General features: G+C 62.9%; 13 protein-coding genes. 11 read left to right on the forward strand and 2 right to left on the reverse strand.

What is annotated here, in order from left to right:
* Positions 1 to 149 precede the first annotated feature (149 nt).
* The 5 genes from C0Z19_RS01610 to C0Z19_RS01630 all read left to right on the forward strand — a co-directional run bounded on the left by C0Z19_RS01610 (position 150) and on the right by C0Z19_RS01630 (position 6,177).
* Positions 150 to 1,169, forward strand: coding sequence for an AraC family transcriptional regulator (locus tag C0Z19_RS01610; RefSeq protein WP_102608169.1), 1,020 nt, complete (start codon positions 150 to 152; stop codon positions 1,167 to 1,169).
* Between the two features lie 129 nt (positions 1,170 to 1,298).
* Positions 1,299 to 3,476: a sensor histidine kinase gene (locus tag C0Z19_RS01615; protein ID WP_102608024.1), complete on the forward strand. Its 2,178-nt coding sequence runs from the start codon at positions 1,299 to 1,301 to the stop codon at positions 3,474 to 3,476.
* 26 nt (positions 3,477 to 3,502) lie between these two features.
* Complete coding sequence (locus tag C0Z19_RS01620; RefSeq protein ID WP_102608025.1) at positions 3,503 to 3,961, forward strand: response regulator; 459 nt, start codon at positions 3,503 to 3,505, stop codon at positions 3,959 to 3,961.
* A complete protein-coding gene (locus C0Z19_RS01625; protein WP_102608026.1) occupies positions 3,958 to 5,463 on the forward strand; it encodes a hybrid sensor histidine kinase/response regulator in 1,506 nt (501 codons plus the stop codon). Before C0Z19_RS01620 ends, C0Z19_RS01625 begins: the two co-directional genes overlap by 4 nt.
* A 420-nt stretch (positions 5,464 to 5,883) precedes the next feature.
* Positions 5,884 to 6,177: an H-NS histone family protein gene (locus tag C0Z19_RS01630; protein ID WP_233195941.1), complete on the forward strand. Its 294-nt coding sequence runs from the start codon at positions 5,884 to 5,886 to the stop codon at positions 6,175 to 6,177.
* A gap of 238 nt (positions 6,178 to 6,415) precedes the next feature.
* Here the strand turns inward: C0Z19_RS01630 and C0Z19_RS01635 are convergent, their stop codons facing one another.
* Together C0Z19_RS01635 and C0Z19_RS01640 are read right to left on the reverse strand one after the other, a co-directional pair.
* Positions 6,416 to 9,535, reverse strand: coding sequence for a hybrid sensor histidine kinase/response regulator (locus tag C0Z19_RS01635; protein WP_102608027.1), 3,120 nt, complete (start codon positions 9,533 to 9,535; stop codon positions 6,416 to 6,418).
* 326 nt (positions 9,536 to 9,861) lie between these two features.
* The gene (locus C0Z19_RS01640; RefSeq protein WP_102608028.1) at positions 9,862 to 10,602 is read right to left on the reverse strand and encodes a response regulator transcription factor; all 741 of its coding nucleotides are present in this window, start codon (positions 10,600 to 10,602) and stop codon (positions 9,862 to 9,864) included.
* A gap of 423 nt (positions 10,603 to 11,025) precedes the next feature.
* On the opposite strand from C0Z19_RS01640, the gene C0Z19_RS01645 reads away from it, so the two are divergent.
* From C0Z19_RS01645 to C0Z19_RS01670, 6 genes are all read left to right on the forward strand, one after another.
* Complete coding sequence (locus tag C0Z19_RS01645) at positions 11,026 to 12,504, forward strand: FecR family protein (RefSeq protein ID WP_102608029.1); 1,479 nt, start codon at positions 11,026 to 11,028, stop codon at positions 12,502 to 12,504.
* Between the two features lie 11 nt (positions 12,505 to 12,515).
* Positions 12,516 to 14,954, forward strand: a complete 2,439-nt coding sequence (locus C0Z19_RS01650) for a CHASE2 domain-containing protein (protein WP_102608030.1) — start codon at positions 12,516 to 12,518, stop codon at positions 14,952 to 14,954.
* Between the two features lie 45 nt (positions 14,955 to 14,999).
* On the forward strand, positions 15,000 to 15,650 hold the full coding sequence (locus C0Z19_RS01655; protein WP_102608031.1) for a DUF4136 domain-containing protein: 651 nt from the start codon (positions 15,000 to 15,002) through the stop codon (positions 15,648 to 15,650).
* 328 nt (positions 15,651 to 15,978) lie between these two features.
* Positions 15,979 to 17,388 (forward strand): GGDEF domain-containing protein, encoded by a 1,410-nt coding sequence (locus tag C0Z19_RS01660; RefSeq protein WP_102608032.1) that lies wholly within the window; start codon positions 15,979 to 15,981, stop codon positions 17,386 to 17,388.
* A 108-nt stretch (positions 17,389 to 17,496) separates the two neighbouring features.
* Positions 17,497 to 18,159, forward strand: coding sequence for a response regulator (locus C0Z19_RS01665; RefSeq protein ID WP_102608033.1), 663 nt, complete (start codon positions 17,497 to 17,499; stop codon positions 18,157 to 18,159).
* On the forward strand, positions 18,156 to 19,523 hold the full coding sequence (locus tag C0Z19_RS01670; RefSeq protein WP_102608034.1) for an ATP-binding protein: 1,368 nt from the start codon (positions 18,156 to 18,158) through the stop codon (positions 19,521 to 19,523). The genes C0Z19_RS01665 and C0Z19_RS01670 overlap by 4 nt, the downstream gene beginning before the upstream one ends.
* Positions 19,524 to 19,591 lie beyond the last annotated feature (68 nt).

The following is a 19,591-nucleotide window of genomic DNA, read 5'->3' on the forward strand; positions in this document are numbered from 1 at the left end:
AGTCTGGCGCTCGCGGCTGACGAAAGACGTACGCGAGGAAGTGTAGGCAGCACGGCGACGCCTTTCGATGCTCAGGCCGCTCAATCGTCGTGAGCGCATTTGCCACCGGTGGCTCGGGTGCGCGGGTCGGCAGGCCGTGGAAACAAGTCATGGATAAAGAGAAAGGGACCATCGCCGTCAGCCTCGTCGAAGAAGCCGTGCGTTGCGTGCGGCGTTGCGGCGTCGATCCGGCGCCGATGCTCGAACAAGCGGGAATCGCGCCGCAGTTGCTCGCTTCGCCGCAAGCGCGCGTTTCGTCGTCGCAATACGGCGCGCTGTGGAACGCCATCGGACGGGCACTCGACGACGAGTTTTTTGGACAAGACTCGCATCCGATGCGAAGCGGCAGCTTCATCGCCATGTGTCAGGCCGCGCTCACTGCACGCAATGGTGCGCAGGCGATTGCCCGCACCACAGGCTTCATGCGGCTCATACTCGATGACATCACGGCCGAAGTCGACGCCACGAGCGAACACGTGCGTCTTGTTTACCGGCTGCGCGAAGGGGTAGGCGAAAAGGACATGTTCGCCTATGCGACGCACTTCATCCTCGTGTACGGCGTCGTCTGCTGGCTCGTCGGGCGGCGTATTCCGGTGCGCGCGGCGCGATTCAGTTGCGCCGAGCCCGCCGCCGGGCATGAATACCGCTCCATGTTTTGCGACGATTTGCGTTTCGGCGAAGACAGCTCCTACGTCGAATTGGCTCCCGCATTCCTCGAGTTGCCCGTCATCCAGACTGCGAAGTCGCTGAAAACGTTTCTGCGCAATGCGCCGGCGAGCTTCATCGTCAAGTACCGGAACCCCGATTCGCTCGGTGCGCGCGTGCGGCGGGCGCTGCGATCGCGCCCGATCGAAGCGTGGCCCGGCGCCGACTCGCTCGCCGCCGAACTCGGCATCGCCGAGGCCACGATGCGGCGCAAACTCAAACGCGAAGGGGAGACGTATCAATCGATCAAGGACGCACTGCGACGGGACATCGCGATCGCCGCGTTGCAAAATGGGGACCGAACGATCGCCGATATTGCCGTGGCGGTCGGCTTCGCGGAGCCAAGCGCGTTTCATCGCGCGTTTCGCAAATGGACCGGTGCGCGACCGACCGACTATCGTCCGCCCGAGGCTGTGCATCGATAGTCGGCGGCCGGTACGGGTTTCCGACGTGGAACGCATGAAGGCGTATGCGAAACGTGATTTGTCGTTTCGATTCTTCGGTTCAATTGCCTATCTTGTAACGAGGTAGCAGTCGTGTTCGAGGCGAGGGAAATGGACAAAACCGTCAATCGGTTCGGTGGTACCGCGTCGCGTTGGGTTGGCTGGGGCCTGCCGATTATCGGCCTGCTCTTGCTGATCACGGCGGGCATTGGCGCTTTCGGCACGATCAGCCTGTTCGACAGCGAAGCGGATGTACAGCATTCGAACGAGGTCTATGTGAGGCTGGAGCGCGTGCTTGCGTTGGCGCGCGATGCGGAAACCGGACAGCGCGGCTATGTCATCACAGGACGCGACGACTATCTCGAGCCATACCGCGACGCCGAACCGAAACTGGAACGCCAGCTCGATCAACTCTCGTCACTGCTGCAAAACGATCCGCCGCAAATGCAACGGCTTGCGCGGCTGCGTGGGTTGGTCGATGAAAAGCATCGCGAACTGCAACAAGTCATCGATGTTCGCCGGGAAAAGGGGTTCGATGCCGCCCAAGCCATCGTTATGACCGATACGGGCAAGGCTTTCATGGACCGCGCACGGGAGGCGGTGGCCGAAATGCAAGGGCAGGTCAGACAGCAACTGGCCTTGCGGCAAGCGGAGGCGCGGCGTACGCGTGACCTCGCGGTGCTCATCGGCCTCGCGTCCGGCGCATTGACGATCATCGTCTTCGTATCGTTCAGCTATTTGGCTCGGCGCTTGCTGCACGACGAAGCCGAGCTGGCGGGTTCGCTGTTTCTGCAGAAGGAGTTGCTCGAGGTGACGCTCGCCGGCATCGGCGACGGCGTCGTCGCGACCGACGTGCGCGGACGGATAAGGTTCTTCAACCGCGTCGCCCATGCGCTCACGGGATGGCGGCCCGAGGAGGCGTTGGGCCGTCCCGTCGAGGAGGTCTTGCGGTTCGAGCAGACCCGCGACGACAGCGTGACCGAAAACCCGGCCCTCATTGCGATCCGGGAGCGGCGCAGCGTCGATCATTCGACCGGAATCGTGCTTGTCGGACGCGACGGGAGGCGCACCCATGCCGATGCGAACGCTGCGCCGACCTTCGATTCGGAAGGGCGGCTGGTCGGCTCGGTCCTCGTCCTTCACGATGTGACCGAGCGGGAGCGTGCCGAAGAGCGTTTCCGCGCCGCCGTGGAGGCCGCGCCCAACGCGATGATCATGGTCGATAGCGAAGGCAGGATGACACTTGTCAATACGCAAACGGAGCGGCTGTTCGGTTACTCGCGCGCCGAACTGATCGGCAAGCCGATCGAAATGCTGGTGCCGGAGCGTTTCCGCGGCTCGCACCATGGATATCGCGCGGCGTTCCTGGCCAATTCCTCCGTCAGACCGATGGGCTCGGGGCGCGATTTGTTCGGTCTGCGCCGCGACGGCTCGGAAGTGCCGATCGAGATCGGCCTGAATCCGATCGAGACGTCCGAGGGTATGTTCGTCCTGAGCTCGATCGCCGACATCACCGAACGTAAACGATCGGAGCGGCAACTCAGGCAACGTTCGGAGGAACTCGCGCGATCGAACCGCGATCTCGAGCAATTCGCTTATGTCGCCTCGCACGATCTGCAGGAGCCGTTGCGGGCGGTGGCCGGGCCCTTGCAATTGCTGCAGCGGCGCTATCAGGGGCAGCTCGATGCCCGGGCGGATGAGTTTATCGGCCACGCGGTCGATGGCGCAACGCGCATGCAGACACTGATCGACGATCTGCTCAGCTACTCCCGCGTCGGCCGGCTCGAAGACCCGAAGCAGTTGGTGCCGGCCGAGCAGGCACTCGAAATGGCGCTGAAGAACCTTTCCGTCGTCATCCAGGAGACGAGCGCCGAAGTGACGCACGACGGATTACCGGTCGTCCAGGCCATTTCATCGCAGTTGACGCTGCTCTTCCAAAACCTCCTCGGCAACGCAATCAAATTCCGCAGCAAGGACCGGCCCGCGCGGATTCGCATCGACGCTCAGGAAGCCGGCGACGAGTGGCGGTTCTCGGTGGCGGACAACGGCATCGGTATTTCGGAGCAATACTTCGAGCGTATCTTCGTGATCTTTCAACGTCTGCATACGCGGCGCGAGTACCCGGGCACCGGCCTCGGGCTTGCGCTGTGCAAACGTATCGTCGAACATCATGGCGGCAGGATCTGGGTGGAGTCGGCGCCCGGGGAAGGCTCGACGTTTTTCTTCACCATGCCGCGCCCGGCTGCATCAGTCGATGCGGCCGGCGAGGCGAGGGCGGCGGCAGGCTAACGCATCGTGACTGGGAGGCGGTGAACATGCTACGCGACGACAACGGTCAACTCGTCCATATTCTGCTGGTCGAGGACAGCCCTACGGACGTCATGTTGACGCGGGAGGCGATGGAGCAATACAAAGTGCTCAATCCGCTCGACATCGTCGAAGACGGCGTCGAGGCGATGGATTACCTCAAAGGCCGCGGCAAGTATGCCGATTCGCGGCCGCCGCGTCCGGGGCTCATCATCCTCGACCTGAACCTGCCGCGGATGAGCGGTCGCGAAGTCCTCTACGAACTCAAGCAGGATCCCGATCTGCGCAATATTCCAGTCGTCGTACTGACCACCTCGAAGTCCGAAGAGGATGTGATCAAGTCGTATTGCCTCCACGCGAATTGCTACATCACCAAGCCCGTCGATTTCTCGAAGTTCATCGAGGTTGTGCGCAGCATCAGCGACTTCTGGTTCGGGGTCGTCACTTTACCGCCGGTACGCTCTTGAATACGCCTTCATCCGTTGACGTCCTGCTGGTCGAAGACAGCCCCACCGATGCATTGCTCATCGGCGAGGCACTCGTCGACATCACGGATTTCACGCACCGCCTGACACGGGCGGAGTCGCTCACGGACGCGCTTGCGCATACTCAGGAGACGCGCTTTGACGTCGTTCTGCTCGACCTCGGTTTGCCGGACAGCAACGGCATCGATACCTTCCGTCGCTTCAGACAAGTCGCGCCCGAGACTCCGGTGCTCGTTCTGACAGGGCTGACCGATATTTCGGTCGGCCTCGTGGCGATTCAGGAAGGCGCCCAGGACTACCTGCTCAAACGGGAAATCGAAGCAGCGCTGCTGAGCCGCGCGATTCGTTACGCAATCGAGCGGCATCGTGCGATGACGGCGCTTGCCGCCAGCGAGGAACGGTTTCAATTGGCCGTCAGTGGCGCGAGTGCGGGACTGTGGGATTGGAATCTGCGAACGGGCCAGTTGTATTTGTCGCCGCATTTCCGCGAGATCGTCGGCCACGACGAAGACGAATTGCCGAGCGAAATGCAGGCGCATTACGGCGTCATTCATCCCGAGGACGTCGAGCACGTCATGCTGGCGCTGAGGGCGCACACCGAGGAGCGGCGGCCGTACGACATCGAGTATCGCGTCCGTACGCGTGCCGGGGAATATCGTTGGATCCAATCGCGTGCGCAAGCGCTGTGGGATGAGTCGGGCAAAGCCTATCGGATGGTCGGCTGGATTCTCGACGTGACTGATCGGCGCCGCGCAAACGAGGCGTTGCGCGAGTCGCGCGAGGAACTACAGCGCTTGTCGGCCAATATCGAACATATTCGCGAAGAGGAAAAGACGCGCATCGCGCGTGAGCTGCACGATGATCTGGGCCAATTGCTGACCGCGCTCAAGATCGATACTGCCCGGTTCGAGCGGGCGATCGAAGACAAGATCGATCAATCGTCTGGAGCGGCGTTGCGCGATATCTATGGACTTATCGATCACCTCGTCGCTTCGGTGCGCCGCATTGCAGCCGATTTGCGTCCGGTCATGCTCGACGATCTCGGCCCGATTCCGGCTATCAATTGGTTCATTCAGGAGTTTTCGGCCCGGCATGGCATTGTGGTCGATGCGCAACTCGACATCAATGAAGTCGCCTTCAATCGCGACAGCGGCACCGAAGTGTTTCGCATGGTTCAGGAAGGGTTGACGAATATCGCGCGCCATTCGGGGGCGAGCGAGGCAAGCGTTGCCATTGTGCGCGAGGAACCGTTCTGCATCGTCAAAATCAGCGATAACGGGCGCGGGGCGCTGGCCGATGCGCGGCGGAACCGGAAGTCGTTCGGCCTGATCGGCATGCGCGAGCGCGCCGCCCGGCTTGGCGGCGAACTCAGCATCGAGACTGCGCCCGGGCAAGGTTTCGCGCTGACTGCGAGGCTGCCGCTCGCGATCGTCGAAACGCCCGACGTGGACGATGCCGGGGCCGCCGGCGCGGTAAAGCACTGATCCGGTTTCTCTCATCGGTTGTAGGGTCGACTGCGGCGTCAACGCCGCAGTTCGGGCATTGCCGCAGACGGATATGCGTCACGGCTGAATAAGCGATTGCGTTATGCCGATTCGCAGCGTGCCGATTCACAGCGTGCCGATTCACAGCGTGCTGATTCGCGCGATGTCCATTTGCCCAATGCCCGATTCGCTATTTCGCCGGCCCGCCAGTTAGCTATCCGCCGCTTGGCTTTTGTATCGGGCAGTGATTCTTATTGAGTGTCGATCGAGCAGGCACGTGCATTGCTTAAGCTGTGCCGCCTACGCCTATGAGCGCGGCAAGGCTTGCGCAATTGCGCCGTTGCAAAGCTCGCGGGTTCACGCCGCGGCACGATCGACGGAACCGCAGCGCTTACGATAACCGTATGGAGGATTGAGTCCGTGGCGACGTACAAGGAACTATTGGCAAGGAAGCATGATCTGGACGCAGAGATCGAACAGGCGCGCAAAGCAGAAGCGGAGGTGGCGCTCTCGAATATACGGGAAACCATTGCCGCATTTGGATTTACGCCGGACGAGGTATTCGGTGCGCGCCGCAAATCGCGCGGCGCGGGGAACTCCGCTGCGCCGCGCTTTCGTCACCCCGAAACCGGCGAAACATGGGGCGGTCGTGGCCCCCGCCCGCGTTGGCTCAAGGGCAAGGATCCCGAGCAATTTCGCGTAGGGCAAGCCTGATTCGCGGCTGACTGACCGTGATTCACCGCGCGACGGACGGTAAAATTGCGCGTCGTTTCGCGTAAGTTTTTCCGGCCGCCGGCGGGTGTCGACAACAAAGCGCGATTCAGCACCTCGAACCGCGCTGCCATGTCGCACATCATCGTCGTTGTCGAGGACGACGCTCGTCGGTCCTCGCTCCTCGCTCCTCGCAAGCAATCTACGCGAACCCGGCTTCGACGTTCCCGCGTTACGGTACCTAACCTGCGTCGATGGTCATCGCGATGTCGCGCGCAACCTGAGCCGCACGCTGATACTCGGACTGAAAGCGTACCCTTAGCGTTTCGAAGTCGGTCGCGTCGCCTCTGGAAGAGGTCGCTTCGATTTCGGCGCAAAGCTCGCCAAGCGGCAGTGCGCCGATCGAGCGTGATGACGATTTCAGCTTGTGCGCAATCGATGCCGCGTCGCGTGCGCGGCCTTCGTTCAAATGGGCTTGCAGCTGGGCTGCCAACCCGGCCGAGCACTCAACGTATTCGACGAGCAAAGCTTGCACGGTCTCGTGATCGTCGCCGACGATGCTCTTCAGGACGTTGATGTCCACGATCGATTGGGGTTCGTCGTCGATTGCGCCAGTGGCGTCGAGCATATCGACGCCGCGCTCGCGCGGCGCATCGCCCATGGTCGCTTCGGCCGCATCGGCGCGAGCCTGGGTGGCCGCCGACGCGGATACGCAAGGTCCCGGCGCGGCGCCCGATTCGCCCGGCGTACGGGCGGGCGCTTGCTCATCAAGCCCTCGCCCGACAGTCCATTGCGTCAACGCTTGTTCGAGCAAGTCGAGCTTCAGCGGCTTCGTGAGGTAGTCATCGATGCCGAGGGCTTTCGCGCGGTTCGCTTCACCGGTTATCGCATTAGCCGTCAGCGCCACGATCGGTACGCGTGCACGCTTCTCCTGCGTTTCTTCTGCGCGAATCGCCTGCGCGAGTTCGTAGCCGTCGCGCCGGGGCATATGCAGGTCCGTCAACACGAGCGTGTAGGGTTTGACACGCCACATCTCGAGCGCTTGCTCGCCGTCGACGGCCATATCGGCCGCATAGCCGAGCAGCGCCAGTTGCCGGGAGATCACGCGCCGGTTGATCTCATCGTCTTCGGCAACCAGCAGCATCGCGCCTGGCGCGACACTTTGAGCCGAGGACGACTCCTCGCGGCCCGTGTCGCCGGGCATCTCGCGGCTTAGCCGGCCCGATGCAAGCGCGACGGCGTTGACGAGCACGCGCCGGCGCATCGCCTGCGCGCCGATCGACACCGTGCGCCCCGCTTTTGCCATCAATGCGAGGCTGCGCGATGCCGCGATCTGTACATCCGCCATCACCATCGAAGCCTCGCCCGATGGGTGAGGCGCAATGCCGTCGACGGCGCAGCGTTCGTCATGGACGACGATGCAGGGGGCGTTCATGCGCGAAAGGGCTTGCTGCGCGTCATGGCTGTCGGTCGCAACTTCGACTCGTGCGCCGGCGTGACGCAGGTAGTCGGCTGCGTCGTCGCAGCGCCAATCGGGCGATGCCACGACAAGGCAGCACACGCCGGACAAATCGGCGAATTCGCGGGGAGCGGCGCCCGCGATCGGCTCGAGGGGCAATGTCACGGTGAAGGTGGACCCGCGGCCCGGCTCGCTCTGCACGGTCATCTGCCCGCCCATCATGGCCACGAGACGTCGGCAGATCGCGAGGCCGAGGCCTGTTCCACCGAAGCGACGTGTCGTCGACGCCTCGGCCTGGCTGAACGGCTGGAACAGTTTCGCGAGCGCTTCGGCCGTCATGCCGATCCCGTTGTCGCTGACATCGAAACGCACTTGCGGCGCATCGCCTTCGGTCATCGTCGCACGCAATGCCACCTGGCCCTGAACGCCGGTGCGGCCGGCCGAAAACTTGATGGCATTGCCTACGAGGTTGTAGAGAACTTCGCGCAGACGCGTGTCGTCGAACATGGCGCTCGACGGCAACTGCGTCGCCACATAGGTGCGCAGCGCAACGCCGCGCGCGTCTGCCACGGTTGCAAGCGATGTCGACAGCCCGTCGACGACGTCTTCGATCGACGTCGGCACGCAGTCGAGCTGCAACTTGCCGGCCTCGATCTTCGAGAAATCGAGAATGTCGTCGATGATTTTGAGCAGCGCCGATGCGCAATCGCGAATCGTAAAGACCATCTCCTTTTGATCGACGGACAGCGACGAGCGCGTCAACACTTCGGTCATGCCGATGACCCCATTCATCGGCGTGCGAATTTCGTGGCTCATGGTCGCGAGGAAGGCGCTCTTCGCACGCGATCCTGCTTCGGCATCCAAGCGGGCCTGCTCGAGTTGCATGCCCTTTGCGATTTCGCGATCGTGCGCCTGTGCCAGGTTCGAAAGCAGCATCTTCGTGCGACGCTCGGCCGCGACGATGAGAATAGTGAGCATCACTGCAGCCGAGAGCAACAGGAAGCTGCGCGTGCGCCACGCGGCGAGAAACTCGTCGGTCGAATAGCCGACGACGACGGCGAGCGGATAGCCGCTCAGCTTGCGATAGCTGATGACGGTGTCGCGTTTGTCGATGAACGAGCGCGTGCGCAAATCTCCCGAAGACGAATGCGCGAGCGCACGCCGCAACGGGTCGCCCGACGGTAGCGTCGCGCCGATCGCTTCATTACTCCCCGAGCGCAACGCGCGCACGATGAAGTCCTGGGTGCCCACGACGGCCACAACGCCGCTCTTGCCGATGCGAAGGCCGTTGTAGAGCTCGGTGAAATACGAAGGATCGACCGATACGACGACCACGCCCAGGAAGCGCCCGTCAAGCGAGCTGATCCGCTGCGACAGTTGCAGCGAGGGCTTGCCGCTGGCCCGACCGACAACCGGTCGCCCGATCATCAGTGCTGTGCTCCGGTTGTTCAGGTGAACGCGAAAGTGCTCGCGATCCGACAGGTTGATCGGCTTGAAGCCGGGGACGGTGGACGCGCGCAAATATCCGTGCGAATCGATGACGGCGACCTGCACGAATACGTCGAGTTTGAGCAGCCCGGAACGGACGTAGTAGGCGAGCGGAATGGACACACCGTCGTTTTGGACTTGCCATGAGACGAGCGCGGCGACCTGCTCGGCTTCCCGCATGACGCGCACCGTGTGCGCTGTCAGGGCATCGGCCAGCGCCGTGGCGCCGGCACGGGCGCTGCGCATTTCGGCGTTCTCGTCCCATATCGTCAACGTGCCGAGCGCGAACCACAACGCCGCGATCAATAGCAGCGTCTGCAGTTTGACGCGTGCGAACCGACGGCGCAGCAAAACAGGGGACCGATCGTCCGATCGGTTGGCGGTGGATTCCTGAAGAACCGGGGGAGCATCCATGTTCGATACTCGCAAAAACAGCGGGGAAGCGGCGATGACGGTACGGCCATCTCGCAGATAACCGCTCTTACGGCGCCATTCGCCGAAACTTCATACGTATTTTTCCGGGTCAAGGCTGGGCGCCTTTGACATCGATCAAGGGAAGGGGGACTTCGTCGCCGGTGCTCAGATTCGCCGACGCGATTCCGGAATGCGCCTGCCTGGCAACCGATTATTGCCAGACCGGCTCGAACGTCCAAAATCGCGAAATCGTATCCGACTCCAATAAATCAATGTGGCGCGACTGGCGCGCACATGAGATCTCAACAAGCACGCGAGACTTAGGGCTAGGCCTGCTGCATCCGGGGCTCGTTTTCGGGCTGCGAGTCAATCGCCGCTTCCGACACAACCTCCAACCGATAGCCGTGTCCATACACGGGCATGAGTTTGACGCCGTGATCAGGCTTCAATTGCAGCTTCGAACGCACGCGCGACATGTGCGTGTCGAGCGTGCGCGAGATTGCATTCTGCGGCTGGCCCCAGAGCGTCCCGCCGATGTATTCGCGAGACAACACGCGCCCTACGTGCTGAAACAACAGCAGCACGAGATCGAATTCGCGGCCGGTCAGCTCGATCGGCGTGTTGCGCAAGAAGCACGTGCGGCCGATGGGGTCGATGCGGTAGCGGCCCACCTCGATGATTGCCTGCGCATTCGCGGCGTCGGGGTAGGCCCGGCGCCCCAGCGCATCGATTCGCGCGAGCAGCTCGGCGACACCGATCGGCTTGATCATGTAATCGTCAGCGCCCGACGACAGCGCCGTCACGATGTCGGTCTCGAGCGAGCGGCTCGTCATGAAAAGGATCGGCACACGCTCGGAAAGATTAGCGCGTGCCCATATCGTGACCTGATGGCCGGTTACGCCGGGCATGCTCCAATCGAGTAGCAACAAGTCGAATCGATCGCGCTTCAATCGGCGAATGAGTTGACTTCCATCGCGGAAGACCTCGCATTCATGACCATTTGAAGTCAAGGTGCCGCCAATGTGCTCGGCGAGGGTTTCGTCATCTTCCAAATAGGCGATCTTCATTTCGGACCGGTCTCTAACAGGGGCATAGGTTGCGTTATCGGGGTCAGCCTGACGTGCGGAGGTTTTTTGCGTTCGATTGTAGCCGCATTACCAAAGAATGGAGGATACCCCATGCGGCCGGGGCGGCGATTGACATTTGTTTGCAATCGCCGGTCGACCCTTGATATCGAGCCATCCGGGCTCGCGCTTGTAACTATCAGGAAGATTTATTGGCGGTGCGAACAGCCCTCATACGCGATGGATTAAGGTTTTCGATGCATAATCGCCCGAAATTCGTTAAGCTCGCGACCTGGCATTCGATGACCTGTAGGTATGCTTGGGAATACCGAAAGGAGGTGCCGATTTTTCGGCAGTAAAGCATGCCATGTCGCCATTGCGTGCGCGTTTCCTTAAAAGAGCAACAGAGCGTTCAGACACAAGACGATGCATAGCCGATTAGCCGACAATGCTACGGCCTCCAGGGGGCAAACATTCGGTGCTGAGAAGAACAGCCCTCATACGCGATGGCGCGATTCGCTCGCTGCTGCCGGCGCGGCCATCGCATTGCTACTGACGGCCCCTGCCTGTGCGCAAACGTTCGACGCCGGCCTGACGGCCAAATATGTCACCGCAGCGGGCGATACGCTATACGAAATCGCGCAGCGCTATCTGACAGATGCGAAAGGCTGGCGCGCTTTGGCCGGGCTCAACCATATCAGCGCACCGCGGCGCCTGCCGGCAGGCATGACGCTGCGGTTGCCGTTGGCGTTGCTGCGCCGCGATGCTGAACCGGCCAGCGTGATCGCCACGAGCGGCCTCGTTACGATTCGAAGCAGGGGACATTTTTTCGGTGCCGCCGCAACGCCCGCGATGCCATTGTTGGTCGGGCGCACGGTTGGCGAAAGCGATGCGGTCAGCACCGGGCCGGACGGGTTCGCGACGCTCGAACTCGCGGATGGCTCGTACGTCAGCCTCACGCCCAACAGCAGCATCGTGCTGTCGATCTTGCGCAAGATGGCGCTCACCGGCATCAACGAACGTGTCATCGAACTCGACAAGGGCGAGGTGAGCAACGAGGTGACGCATGCGAAGCAGCTCGGAGACCGTTTCGAGGTGCATACGCCATCGATTGTCGCCGGCGTCAGAGGGACGCATTTTCGCGTGCAGGTATCGCCGTCGATGTCGGCTGTCGAAGTGCTCGACGGCCGCGTTGCCGTAGGTGCAACGACCGACGTTGCACGACGTGGGAGCGACGAAGCGCAGCCGCGATCGAACACGGCCCGCCTGGTGGAGGCGGGTAACGGCAGCGCCACGCTCGTCAACGGCGAGGTCGGTGCTCCTCAGCCGCTGTTGCCGGCGCCTCGCCTGGTCGATCCGTCGAAGGTGCAAGCGAACCGGTCGGTCACCTTCAACCTCGAACCCCAGGCGGGCGCAGACGGATATCGCGTGCAAATCGCGCGCGATGCCGATCTGCTCGATCTGATTCGGGACGCGCACGTGCAGGCGCCGAGCGCGACGTTTTCCGATATCGCCGACGGCACCTATTTCGTGCGCGTGTCCGCGATAGATCGCAATGGGCTCGAAGGATTGCCCCGTGTCTATGCGTTCGAGCGCCGGGCCAACGAGATCAGCGCGTCAGCCGCACCCGGCAGCCGCTTGCACGAATATCGATTCATCTGGCGCGCATCTCGCACCGATGGGCGGACCGATGCAGATACGGAAGCCCGGTTTCGCTTCGTGCTTGCGCTTCATCGAGACCTGCATGACCCTATCCTGGACGTGGCCGATCTGACGTCCACCTCGCTCGCCGTGTCGAATTTGCCGCCGGGGGATTACTACTGGCGTGTCATCGCCGAGCAACACGAGCACGGGCGCTTCTACGAAACGCCCGGTCCCGTGCGTGAATTTACGTTGGCGAATTGAGAGTCGCGCGAATGACGACCGAGCCGACGCCTGGGTTGCCTTCCCCAGCGCGCGGAACATGGCGGCCGACGCTGACCGTCTGGCAACGCTTCATGTGGGAATGGCTCGTCATCGGCAGCCTCGGCGTTGCGATCATCTGCGCCTGCGTGTTCGGTCAGGTCGCGGCGAATTTCGATCGGCTCGTCTACGATCGGCTGCTGACGTTGCAATCCCAACCACTTTCGAGCGACATCGAAATCGTCGGCATCGATGACGACAGTGTTTCCGAGCTCGGGCGTTGGCCGTGGCCGCGGACGCTGCAAGCTCGCTTGATCGACGCCGTGGCGCGGGCCGGCGCGGCCGCGATCGTCTACGATGTGTTGCTGACCGAGTCGTCGCCAGCGGACCGCGATTTGGCGCAGGCGCTGCGCGCGGTGCCGACTTATCTGCCGTTGTTCGTCGATGCGCGCGCTGGCGACCAGCCGATTCTGCCGGTGCCGCCATTGGCCGCGGCGGCCGCAGGCACCGGTCATATCGATGTGGTACCGGACCCGGACGGCATTGTGCGCGGCGTCTCCCTGCGAGAAAGCGCGGGCGGCGCGTCGTGGCCTTATATCGTCATGCCGTTGCTCGCCGATATTCGAAGCGGCAAGATCGCTGTCGCCAATGGTCGCTACCGCGGGGACCCGAAGCAGCCCGCGTCGACGGCAGATCCCGCGTCGGACGATGTAGTCGAAGGTGCCCGTTCACGCGTCCTCGTTCCGTTCTCGGGACATCTTGCCAGCGGACAACGCATTTCGGCGCGCCGGTTGCTCGACGGCCAGGCGCCGACGGACGCATTGCGCGGCAAGATCGTATTCGTCGGCCTGACTGCGTCGGGCTTGCTCACACACTTGGCGACGCCGATCTCGGGGCGATGGGGTCCGACATCCGACACCTTGTTGCATGCGAGCGCTTTGAGTGCGCTCTTGACCGGGCGCGCGATTCGCCCGGCAGGACCGCACTGGCAGTTCGCGGCGCCGCTGGTATCGCTGGCCCTCCTGCTGACCGGCTTTCTTTTCCTGTCTCCTTGGCGAACGTTGCTGCTGACCTGCGCGCTAGGCTTACTGTCGTTTGCTTTGAGCGCCGTCCTGCTCGACTACGCTTGCGTCTGGATGACGCCCGTTCCGACGCTGATTGCGCTACTGGTCGTCTATCCGCTGTGGGGCTGGCGCCGGCTCGAGATGACGATGTGGCGTCTGCAGCGTGAGCTCCAACGGCTGGCGGACGACGCCGATCTCTTGCCGAGTATTCCGGCGCGGCCACGTGACGTTCGAGGCGATGCGCTCGAGCGGCACATTGCACTCGTCGAGCAGGCGGCCGATCGCGTGCAGGACATGAAGCGGTTCGTTTGGGACTGCTTGAACAGCCTGCCCGAACCGATCCTGATTGCGGACAGGCAAGGACTGATTTGCGTGGCCAACAAGGCCGCTCATGATTATTTCGCGCGTGTCGGCAGCGTTGCGCCCGAGGGGCGGGCGCTGACCGACGCGCTTGGCGAGATGACATTCATCAAGACGATAGGTCCCGAGACGGGTTTCGATGCCGAAGTGCAGGCGCACTGGCCCGATGTGCTCGATCCGACCGACCTTGCGCGGGTTCGGGCGGTGAAGCGGGGCATCGAAGTGCGCGATCGCACGGGGCGCGATTATCTTTTGCGCTACGCGCGTTGTCGTAACGCGCGTGGTGAGGCGTCGGGGTTCTGGGTTGCCGGCATGGTGGAGGTCACCGCGCTACACGCCGCCGAGCAAGCGCGAGAGGACGCCTTACGGCTGCTGTCGCACGACATGCGTTCGCCCCATGCATCGGTGCTTGCGCTGATCGAGGAGGAGGTCGCGACGACGCGCTCGGAGCGCGTACGCACGCTGTTGCGACACATCGAGCGCTACACGCGGCGTGCGCTGACGCTGGCCGACGACTTCGTGCAGCTTACAAGAGCCGAATCGCAGGCCTATGTCTTCGAGCCGGTCAATCTGGTCGATATCGTGCTCGACGCGAGCGACGAGATCTGGCCGCAGGCGCGCGCCAAGCGCATCCGCGTCGAAACGCGCTTCGACGGCGACGGGCACTGGATTCGCGCCGACCGCTCGCTCATGACTCGGGCAGTGACGAACCTCCTGAACAACGCCGTCAAGTACAGCCCCGAGGATACTGTCGTTCATGTGTCGCTGACAGCCGCCGCCACGGGGCGCACCGACTGCAGGATCGCCGACCAGGGATATGGCATGGCCGAAGAGGCCCGAGCCCATTTGTTCGAACGTTTCCGCCGCTTCAGGGTGCCGGGGCAACCGCATACCCAGGGCGCCGGGCTCGGCATGGCGCTCGTCAAAACGGTGGTCACGCGCCACGATGGGGAAGTGAAGGTCGAGAGCGAACCCGGGCGGGGGACGGTCGTGACCGTATCGGTGCCGCGCTGGGATGGCGCAATGTGACCCTACGCATTTCACGTTTCCAATGACAACTGAACGACCAAGCAAATGAGACTGATATTGCTGCTCGCGGCTTGCGTGGCTGCAGCGACGGGCTGTGCCGGCCCCGAAACGGCGGTGCGGGTTCGGTCCGTCCCCGGCTTTGGCTCCGGCGAGCATACCTATGCATTCGTCGATGCCTCGTCCGACGCCACCGATCATCAGGACGACGAGCGTTATGCGTCGGCGGTCGCCCGCCGCCTTGCGGCGCTCGGTTACGTTGCCGCACCGATGGATGCCGCGCGGTATCGCGTCGCGCTTTCATACGATACGCATCCGGCCGCGGTCGCTATCGCCGATGCCCGCTGCGCCGGCGACGCGCCATGCGGTGCGCCTGCGCCGCGGCGCGCTGCCGGTTTCGTCTGGCCCGGCGCCAAGACATACGTCCATTCGTTGACGCTGCGCTTTTTCGATCGCGCAGAGGGTCGCGAAGTGTATGCCGTCAGCGCTTCGGAACGCGATCGGGAGCCGCACGCCGATCATGCGATCGACTATCTCGTCGTTGGTGCGCTGGCACGGGTGCCGTTCGAGGAGAGCGCGCCGAACCATGGCAGCGCAACCGTTGCCGCCGAGCGCCGATCCGAATGGAAGGTGACGTTCGGCAAAGATGAAACCCGTGGCGAACCCCGCGTGAGAGGCGTCGCGGTCTTGCCAGATTGAATGGCAGAGGCGTCGTAGCTTGCGTGTGCGATCGCCGCTGACCGTTTGAGTACGTCCCCCGGGCCGCGCGGCGCGAGTCAGCGTCAATCAGTGCCTGGTTGCCTGTGTGCTACTGCGGCAAGCGGCACTGAAAGAGAAACGAAAGAAAGTATCGGGCGGGCCGGGTGCTCCGCTTGCACTCTCGGCGCGGTGCACACTGGTCTGCTCCGCACGCTGGCCGACATCGAACCATGACGGCTTGCATGAAGCGATAGCACCGACTCGTACTGGGCGCGATTCTTTCGTAGAATGCGCATGCGTGCCGATTCACTCTGCGTGGAGACAAGCGATGAGCACAACAACGACGACGACACCGCCGGACGACACCCCGCAGTCAGTGCGCCGAATCACCGGTTGGTACGCGAACCTTCTGCTGGCGGCCTTCGCGTTGCTGCCGGCCTACCTGATCGCCTATCTCTACTACTTCCAAGATCCGCACCTGCTGTTCGAAAGTCACTCGTTCCACGAGTTCGCCATCGCGGCTGCCACGCTCGAGGGTGCGTTCGTCAGCTATGTGGCGTGGCGGTGCTACTGCCTCTCGGGTGAGCCGATTCTGCGGTGGATGACGCTCGGCTTCACGGGCTTCGTGCTGATCTATGCGTTGCACGGCGCCTTCACGCCGCTTGCGCATCAACACATGTGGCTGTTTCTGCTGTATGGCCCGGCCTCGCGTTTCGTGATGTCGGTCTTGCTGTTCATCGGCCTGCTCTCATACGAAGCGAGCGCCGATTCGGTTGAACGCCGTGCCGATCGTTGGCTGTGGGGCATGTGGTTCGTCGCGTTTATCGTGATCGATCTGCTCGTGGCCGTACTCGCCAGTTCGTCGATCGCCGGTTCTCTCGGGGTTCGGCTTTCGCTCGAAGGCGGCGCGATGGTGATTTCGCTGCTCAACGTCGTATGTTTGATTGCCCGAAGGATCCGATCGCCGCTGATGCAGATCTTCGGGATCTCCGTGATGGCGTTCGCTTTGTCGTCGCTCGCCTTCATCCTCGGCAAACCTTGGAACCACATGTGGTGGCTCGCCCATGCCATCTTCGCGGGCGGTTTTTTTCTGCTCAGTTACGGGATCGTTCAGGCGTTTCACACGACGCGCTCGTTCTCGACCATTTACAGTCAGGCCGATCTGCTGGCCCGGTTGCGGCAGGAAATGGCGCGCACGGCTGGCGCACTGCAGGAGCTGCAACGCAGCAACCAAAAGCTCGAATCGCTGGCGGCGGTCGATCCTTTGACGGGAGCGACGAACCGGCGCACGTTCATCGAACGTCTGGAAATCGAAATCGGTGCCGCGCGGCGAGACGGCGCGCCGTTTGCGTTGCTGGCCGTCGATATCGACAACCTGAAACGAATCAACGAGCGGTTCGGCGAGAAGGTGGGCGACGATATTCTGAAATCCGTCACGGCCGCGTGCATTGAAGCGATGCGCCCTTATCAGGGCATTGCGCGCGTGGGCGGTGGCGAGTTCATGGTCATATTGCCCGGCGCTGCACTCGATGGCGCGCTGATGATCGGCGAGCGCATTCGCGCATCGATCCAGTCACTACGCTTCGAGGGCAGCGACGAGCGCTTCTCGGTGACCGCCAGTATCGGCATTGCGCAGTTCGGGGCGGACGGCTCCGCGAGCGACGCTATCATGCGCACAGCGGAAGAGCGCTTGAAGCGCGCGAAGACGCACGGCCGCAACTGCGTCATCGCCGTTTGAGCGCCGCCGCGGCGTCACGTCATTGCACGGCGTAGCACCGCTTAAGGCTGCGTTAAGGCGCACTGTGTCATGCTGCGGCGCGCTTGGCTACTGTGAAATGGACGAATCATGCGTTTGCTGTTGGTCGAAGACGATCGGATGATCGCCGAACCCGTGCTGGATACGATGCGGCGAGCCGGCTACGCGATCGACTGGGCCCAGGACGGTCGCAGCGCCGAACTGTCGCTCGATAATGGCGTTTATGATCTCGTGCTGCTCGATCTCGGCCTACCGAAGAAGGACGGAATCGCCGTGCTGCGAGCCTATCGCGATGCAGGCGGCGCAGCGCCCGTCATCATTCTGACGGCGCGCGATGCGGTGGACGAACGCGTGCGCGGGCTCGATACGGGCGCAGACGATTACCTCGTGAAACCATTCGATCTCGACGAGTTGAGCGCGCGCGTGCGTGCGTTGCTGCGTCGACGCACGGGCCAGAAGCAGCCCGTCTATACGCATGGCGAGCTGACGCTCGATCCCGCGGCTCACGAAGTGACGAAAGACGGCGAGCTGGTGCCGCTCGTGCCACGCGAATTTGCACTATTGCGTGCGCTGATCGAAGCACCGAAGCGTGTGCACACGCGGGCCGAACTCGAGGAGAAGCTGTACGGCTGGGGTGAAGAAATCGGCAGCAACGCCGTCGAAGTCCATATCCACAGTTTGCGCCGCAAGATTGGCGCGGAGCAGATCGTAACGGTGCGCGGCGTCGGTTATCGCTTGAGACGCGTCGAATGACATCGATCCGTCGCTGGCTGCTGGGCTGGCTGATCTTCGGGTTCGTCGCGGCATCGGCCGCGGCCGGCTACGGCATTTTTCGCACCGGCCACGAAGAAGCGAACGAACTGTTCGACTACGAACTACGCGCCGTCGCGCTTTCGGTGCCGCCGACGCTCGTAGGAACGGGGGCGTTGACGCACGGGCCGGCCGAGTCGCAGGAAATCTCGGATGATCGCATCGCGATCGAAGTGTGGGATGCGAAAGGGCAGAGCATCTATCGCTCTGAGCAAGCACCGGGTATCGAACGCCTGACCGAAGGGTTCCGCACCATCGAGCGCGGCGAAAAGCATTGGCGCGTATACGGCCTTCGGCAGCCCGATCGGTTCATCCAGGTTGCGCAACCTGTCGCGGTGCGCGAAGCCCTGGCGATTCGTCTTGCGCTGCGCACGCTCTGGCCGCTCGGCCTGTTGTTGCCGCTGACCGTGGCGCTCGTGCTGTTCGTTGTCGCACGCGCGCTGGTGCCGATCCGCTCGCTTTCGCGGGCGCTGTCGACGCGTTCGCTCGAAGCGCTCGAGCCCCTGTCGCTTGAACGCGACGTTCCAGTGGAGATCGCGCCGCTCGTCGAGGCGTTGAACGACCTGTTGCAGCGCCTCAAGACGGCATCGAACGCACAACGAACATTCGTTGCCGACGCGGCCCACGAATTGCGTTCGCCGCTGGCCGCGCTCAAGCTTCAACTGCAAGCCGCCGAGCGCGACGGTTCACTGAAGGCCGAGGGAGCGACGCTGGCGCGGATCGAAGAGCGGCTCAATCGCATCATTCGGCTCGTGCAGCAACTGCTTGCGCTGGCGCGGGAAGACGCCGAGCCCATGATTTCGTTGGCACGCGTGCCACTGCGGCGGCTGGCCGAGCAGGCCGTGAGCGATTTTTCGCTGATAGCGGAAGCCCGGTCGATCGACCTCGGCCTCGAGCTCGCTTCGGAGGTGACCGATGACGCCGGATTTGACGCATACGGCGACCCGGACGGATTGTCAGTACTCCTCAGTAACCTGATCGACAATGCGATTCGCCATACGCCGGTGGGTGGGCGGGTCGATCTCGTGTTGCGCCGTGATGGCCCGCTCGTCGGCTTCGAGGTCAGAGATACAGGCCCGGGCGTTCCCGAGGCCGACCTCCCGAGAGTTTGCGACCGCTTTTATCGCGGCGCTCAGACACAGGGCGAGGGCAGCGGGCTCGGGCTCGCGATCGCTTCGCGCATAGCAAGCAGACATGGCGCGCAGCTGTCGCTGCGCAACAACGTGGACGGGAGTGGACTGACGGTTGCCGTGGCGGGACTGCGCTCGGCTTCGTCAGCCGCATCCAGGTCCTCTTCGCCTCGATGACATCGGCCGCCACCTACGCGGTACATCGATGACCACCGCGCCTGGTCGCTCACAATCGCCCACAGGCA

The organism is Trinickia soli (assembly GCF_002879855.1).
Lineage (GTDB): Bacteria > Pseudomonadota > Gammaproteobacteria > Burkholderiales > Burkholderiaceae > Trinickia > Trinickia soli.

What these genes read in the sequence shown, in the direction of transcription:
- C0Z19_RS01610 (WP_102608169.1), top strand. Translation starts at nt 150, where the DNA reads ATGGATAAAGAGAAAGGGACCATCGCCGTCAGCCTCGTCGAAGAAGCC.
- C0Z19_RS01615 (WP_102608024.1), top strand. Translation starts at nt 1,299, where the DNA reads ATGGACAAAACCGTCAATCGGTTCGGTGGTACCGCGTCGCGTTGGGTT.
- C0Z19_RS01620 (WP_102608025.1), top strand. Translation starts at nt 3,503, where the DNA reads ATGCTACGCGACGACAACGGTCAACTCGTCCATATTCTGCTGGTCGAG.
- C0Z19_RS01635 (WP_102608027.1), bottom strand. Translation starts at nt 9,535, where the DNA reads ATGGATGCTCCCCCGGTTCTTCAGGAATCCACCGCCAACCGATCGGAC.
- C0Z19_RS01640 (WP_102608028.1), bottom strand. Translation starts at nt 10,602, where the DNA reads ATGAAGATCGCCTATTTGGAAGATGACGAAACCCTCGCCGAGCACATT.
- C0Z19_RS01645 (WP_102608029.1), top strand. Translation starts at nt 11,026, where the DNA reads ATGCATAGCCGATTAGCCGACAATGCTACGGCCTCCAGGGGGCAAACA.
- C0Z19_RS01650 (WP_102608030.1), top strand. Translation starts at nt 12,516, where the DNA reads ATGACGACCGAGCCGACGCCTGGGTTGCCTTCCCCAGCGCGCGGAACA.
- C0Z19_RS01655 (WP_102608031.1), top strand. Translation starts at nt 15,000, where the DNA reads ATGAGACTGATATTGCTGCTCGCGGCTTGCGTGGCTGCAGCGACGGGC.
- C0Z19_RS01660 (WP_102608032.1), top strand. Translation starts at nt 15,979, where the DNA reads ATGAGCACAACAACGACGACGACACCGCCGGACGACACCCCGCAGTCA.
- C0Z19_RS01665 (WP_102608033.1), top strand. Translation starts at nt 17,497, where the DNA reads ATGCGTTTGCTGTTGGTCGAAGACGATCGGATGATCGCCGAACCCGTG.
- C0Z19_RS01670 (WP_102608034.1), top strand. Translation starts at nt 18,156, where the DNA reads ATGACATCGATCCGTCGCTGGCTGCTGGGCTGGCTGATCTTCGGGTTC.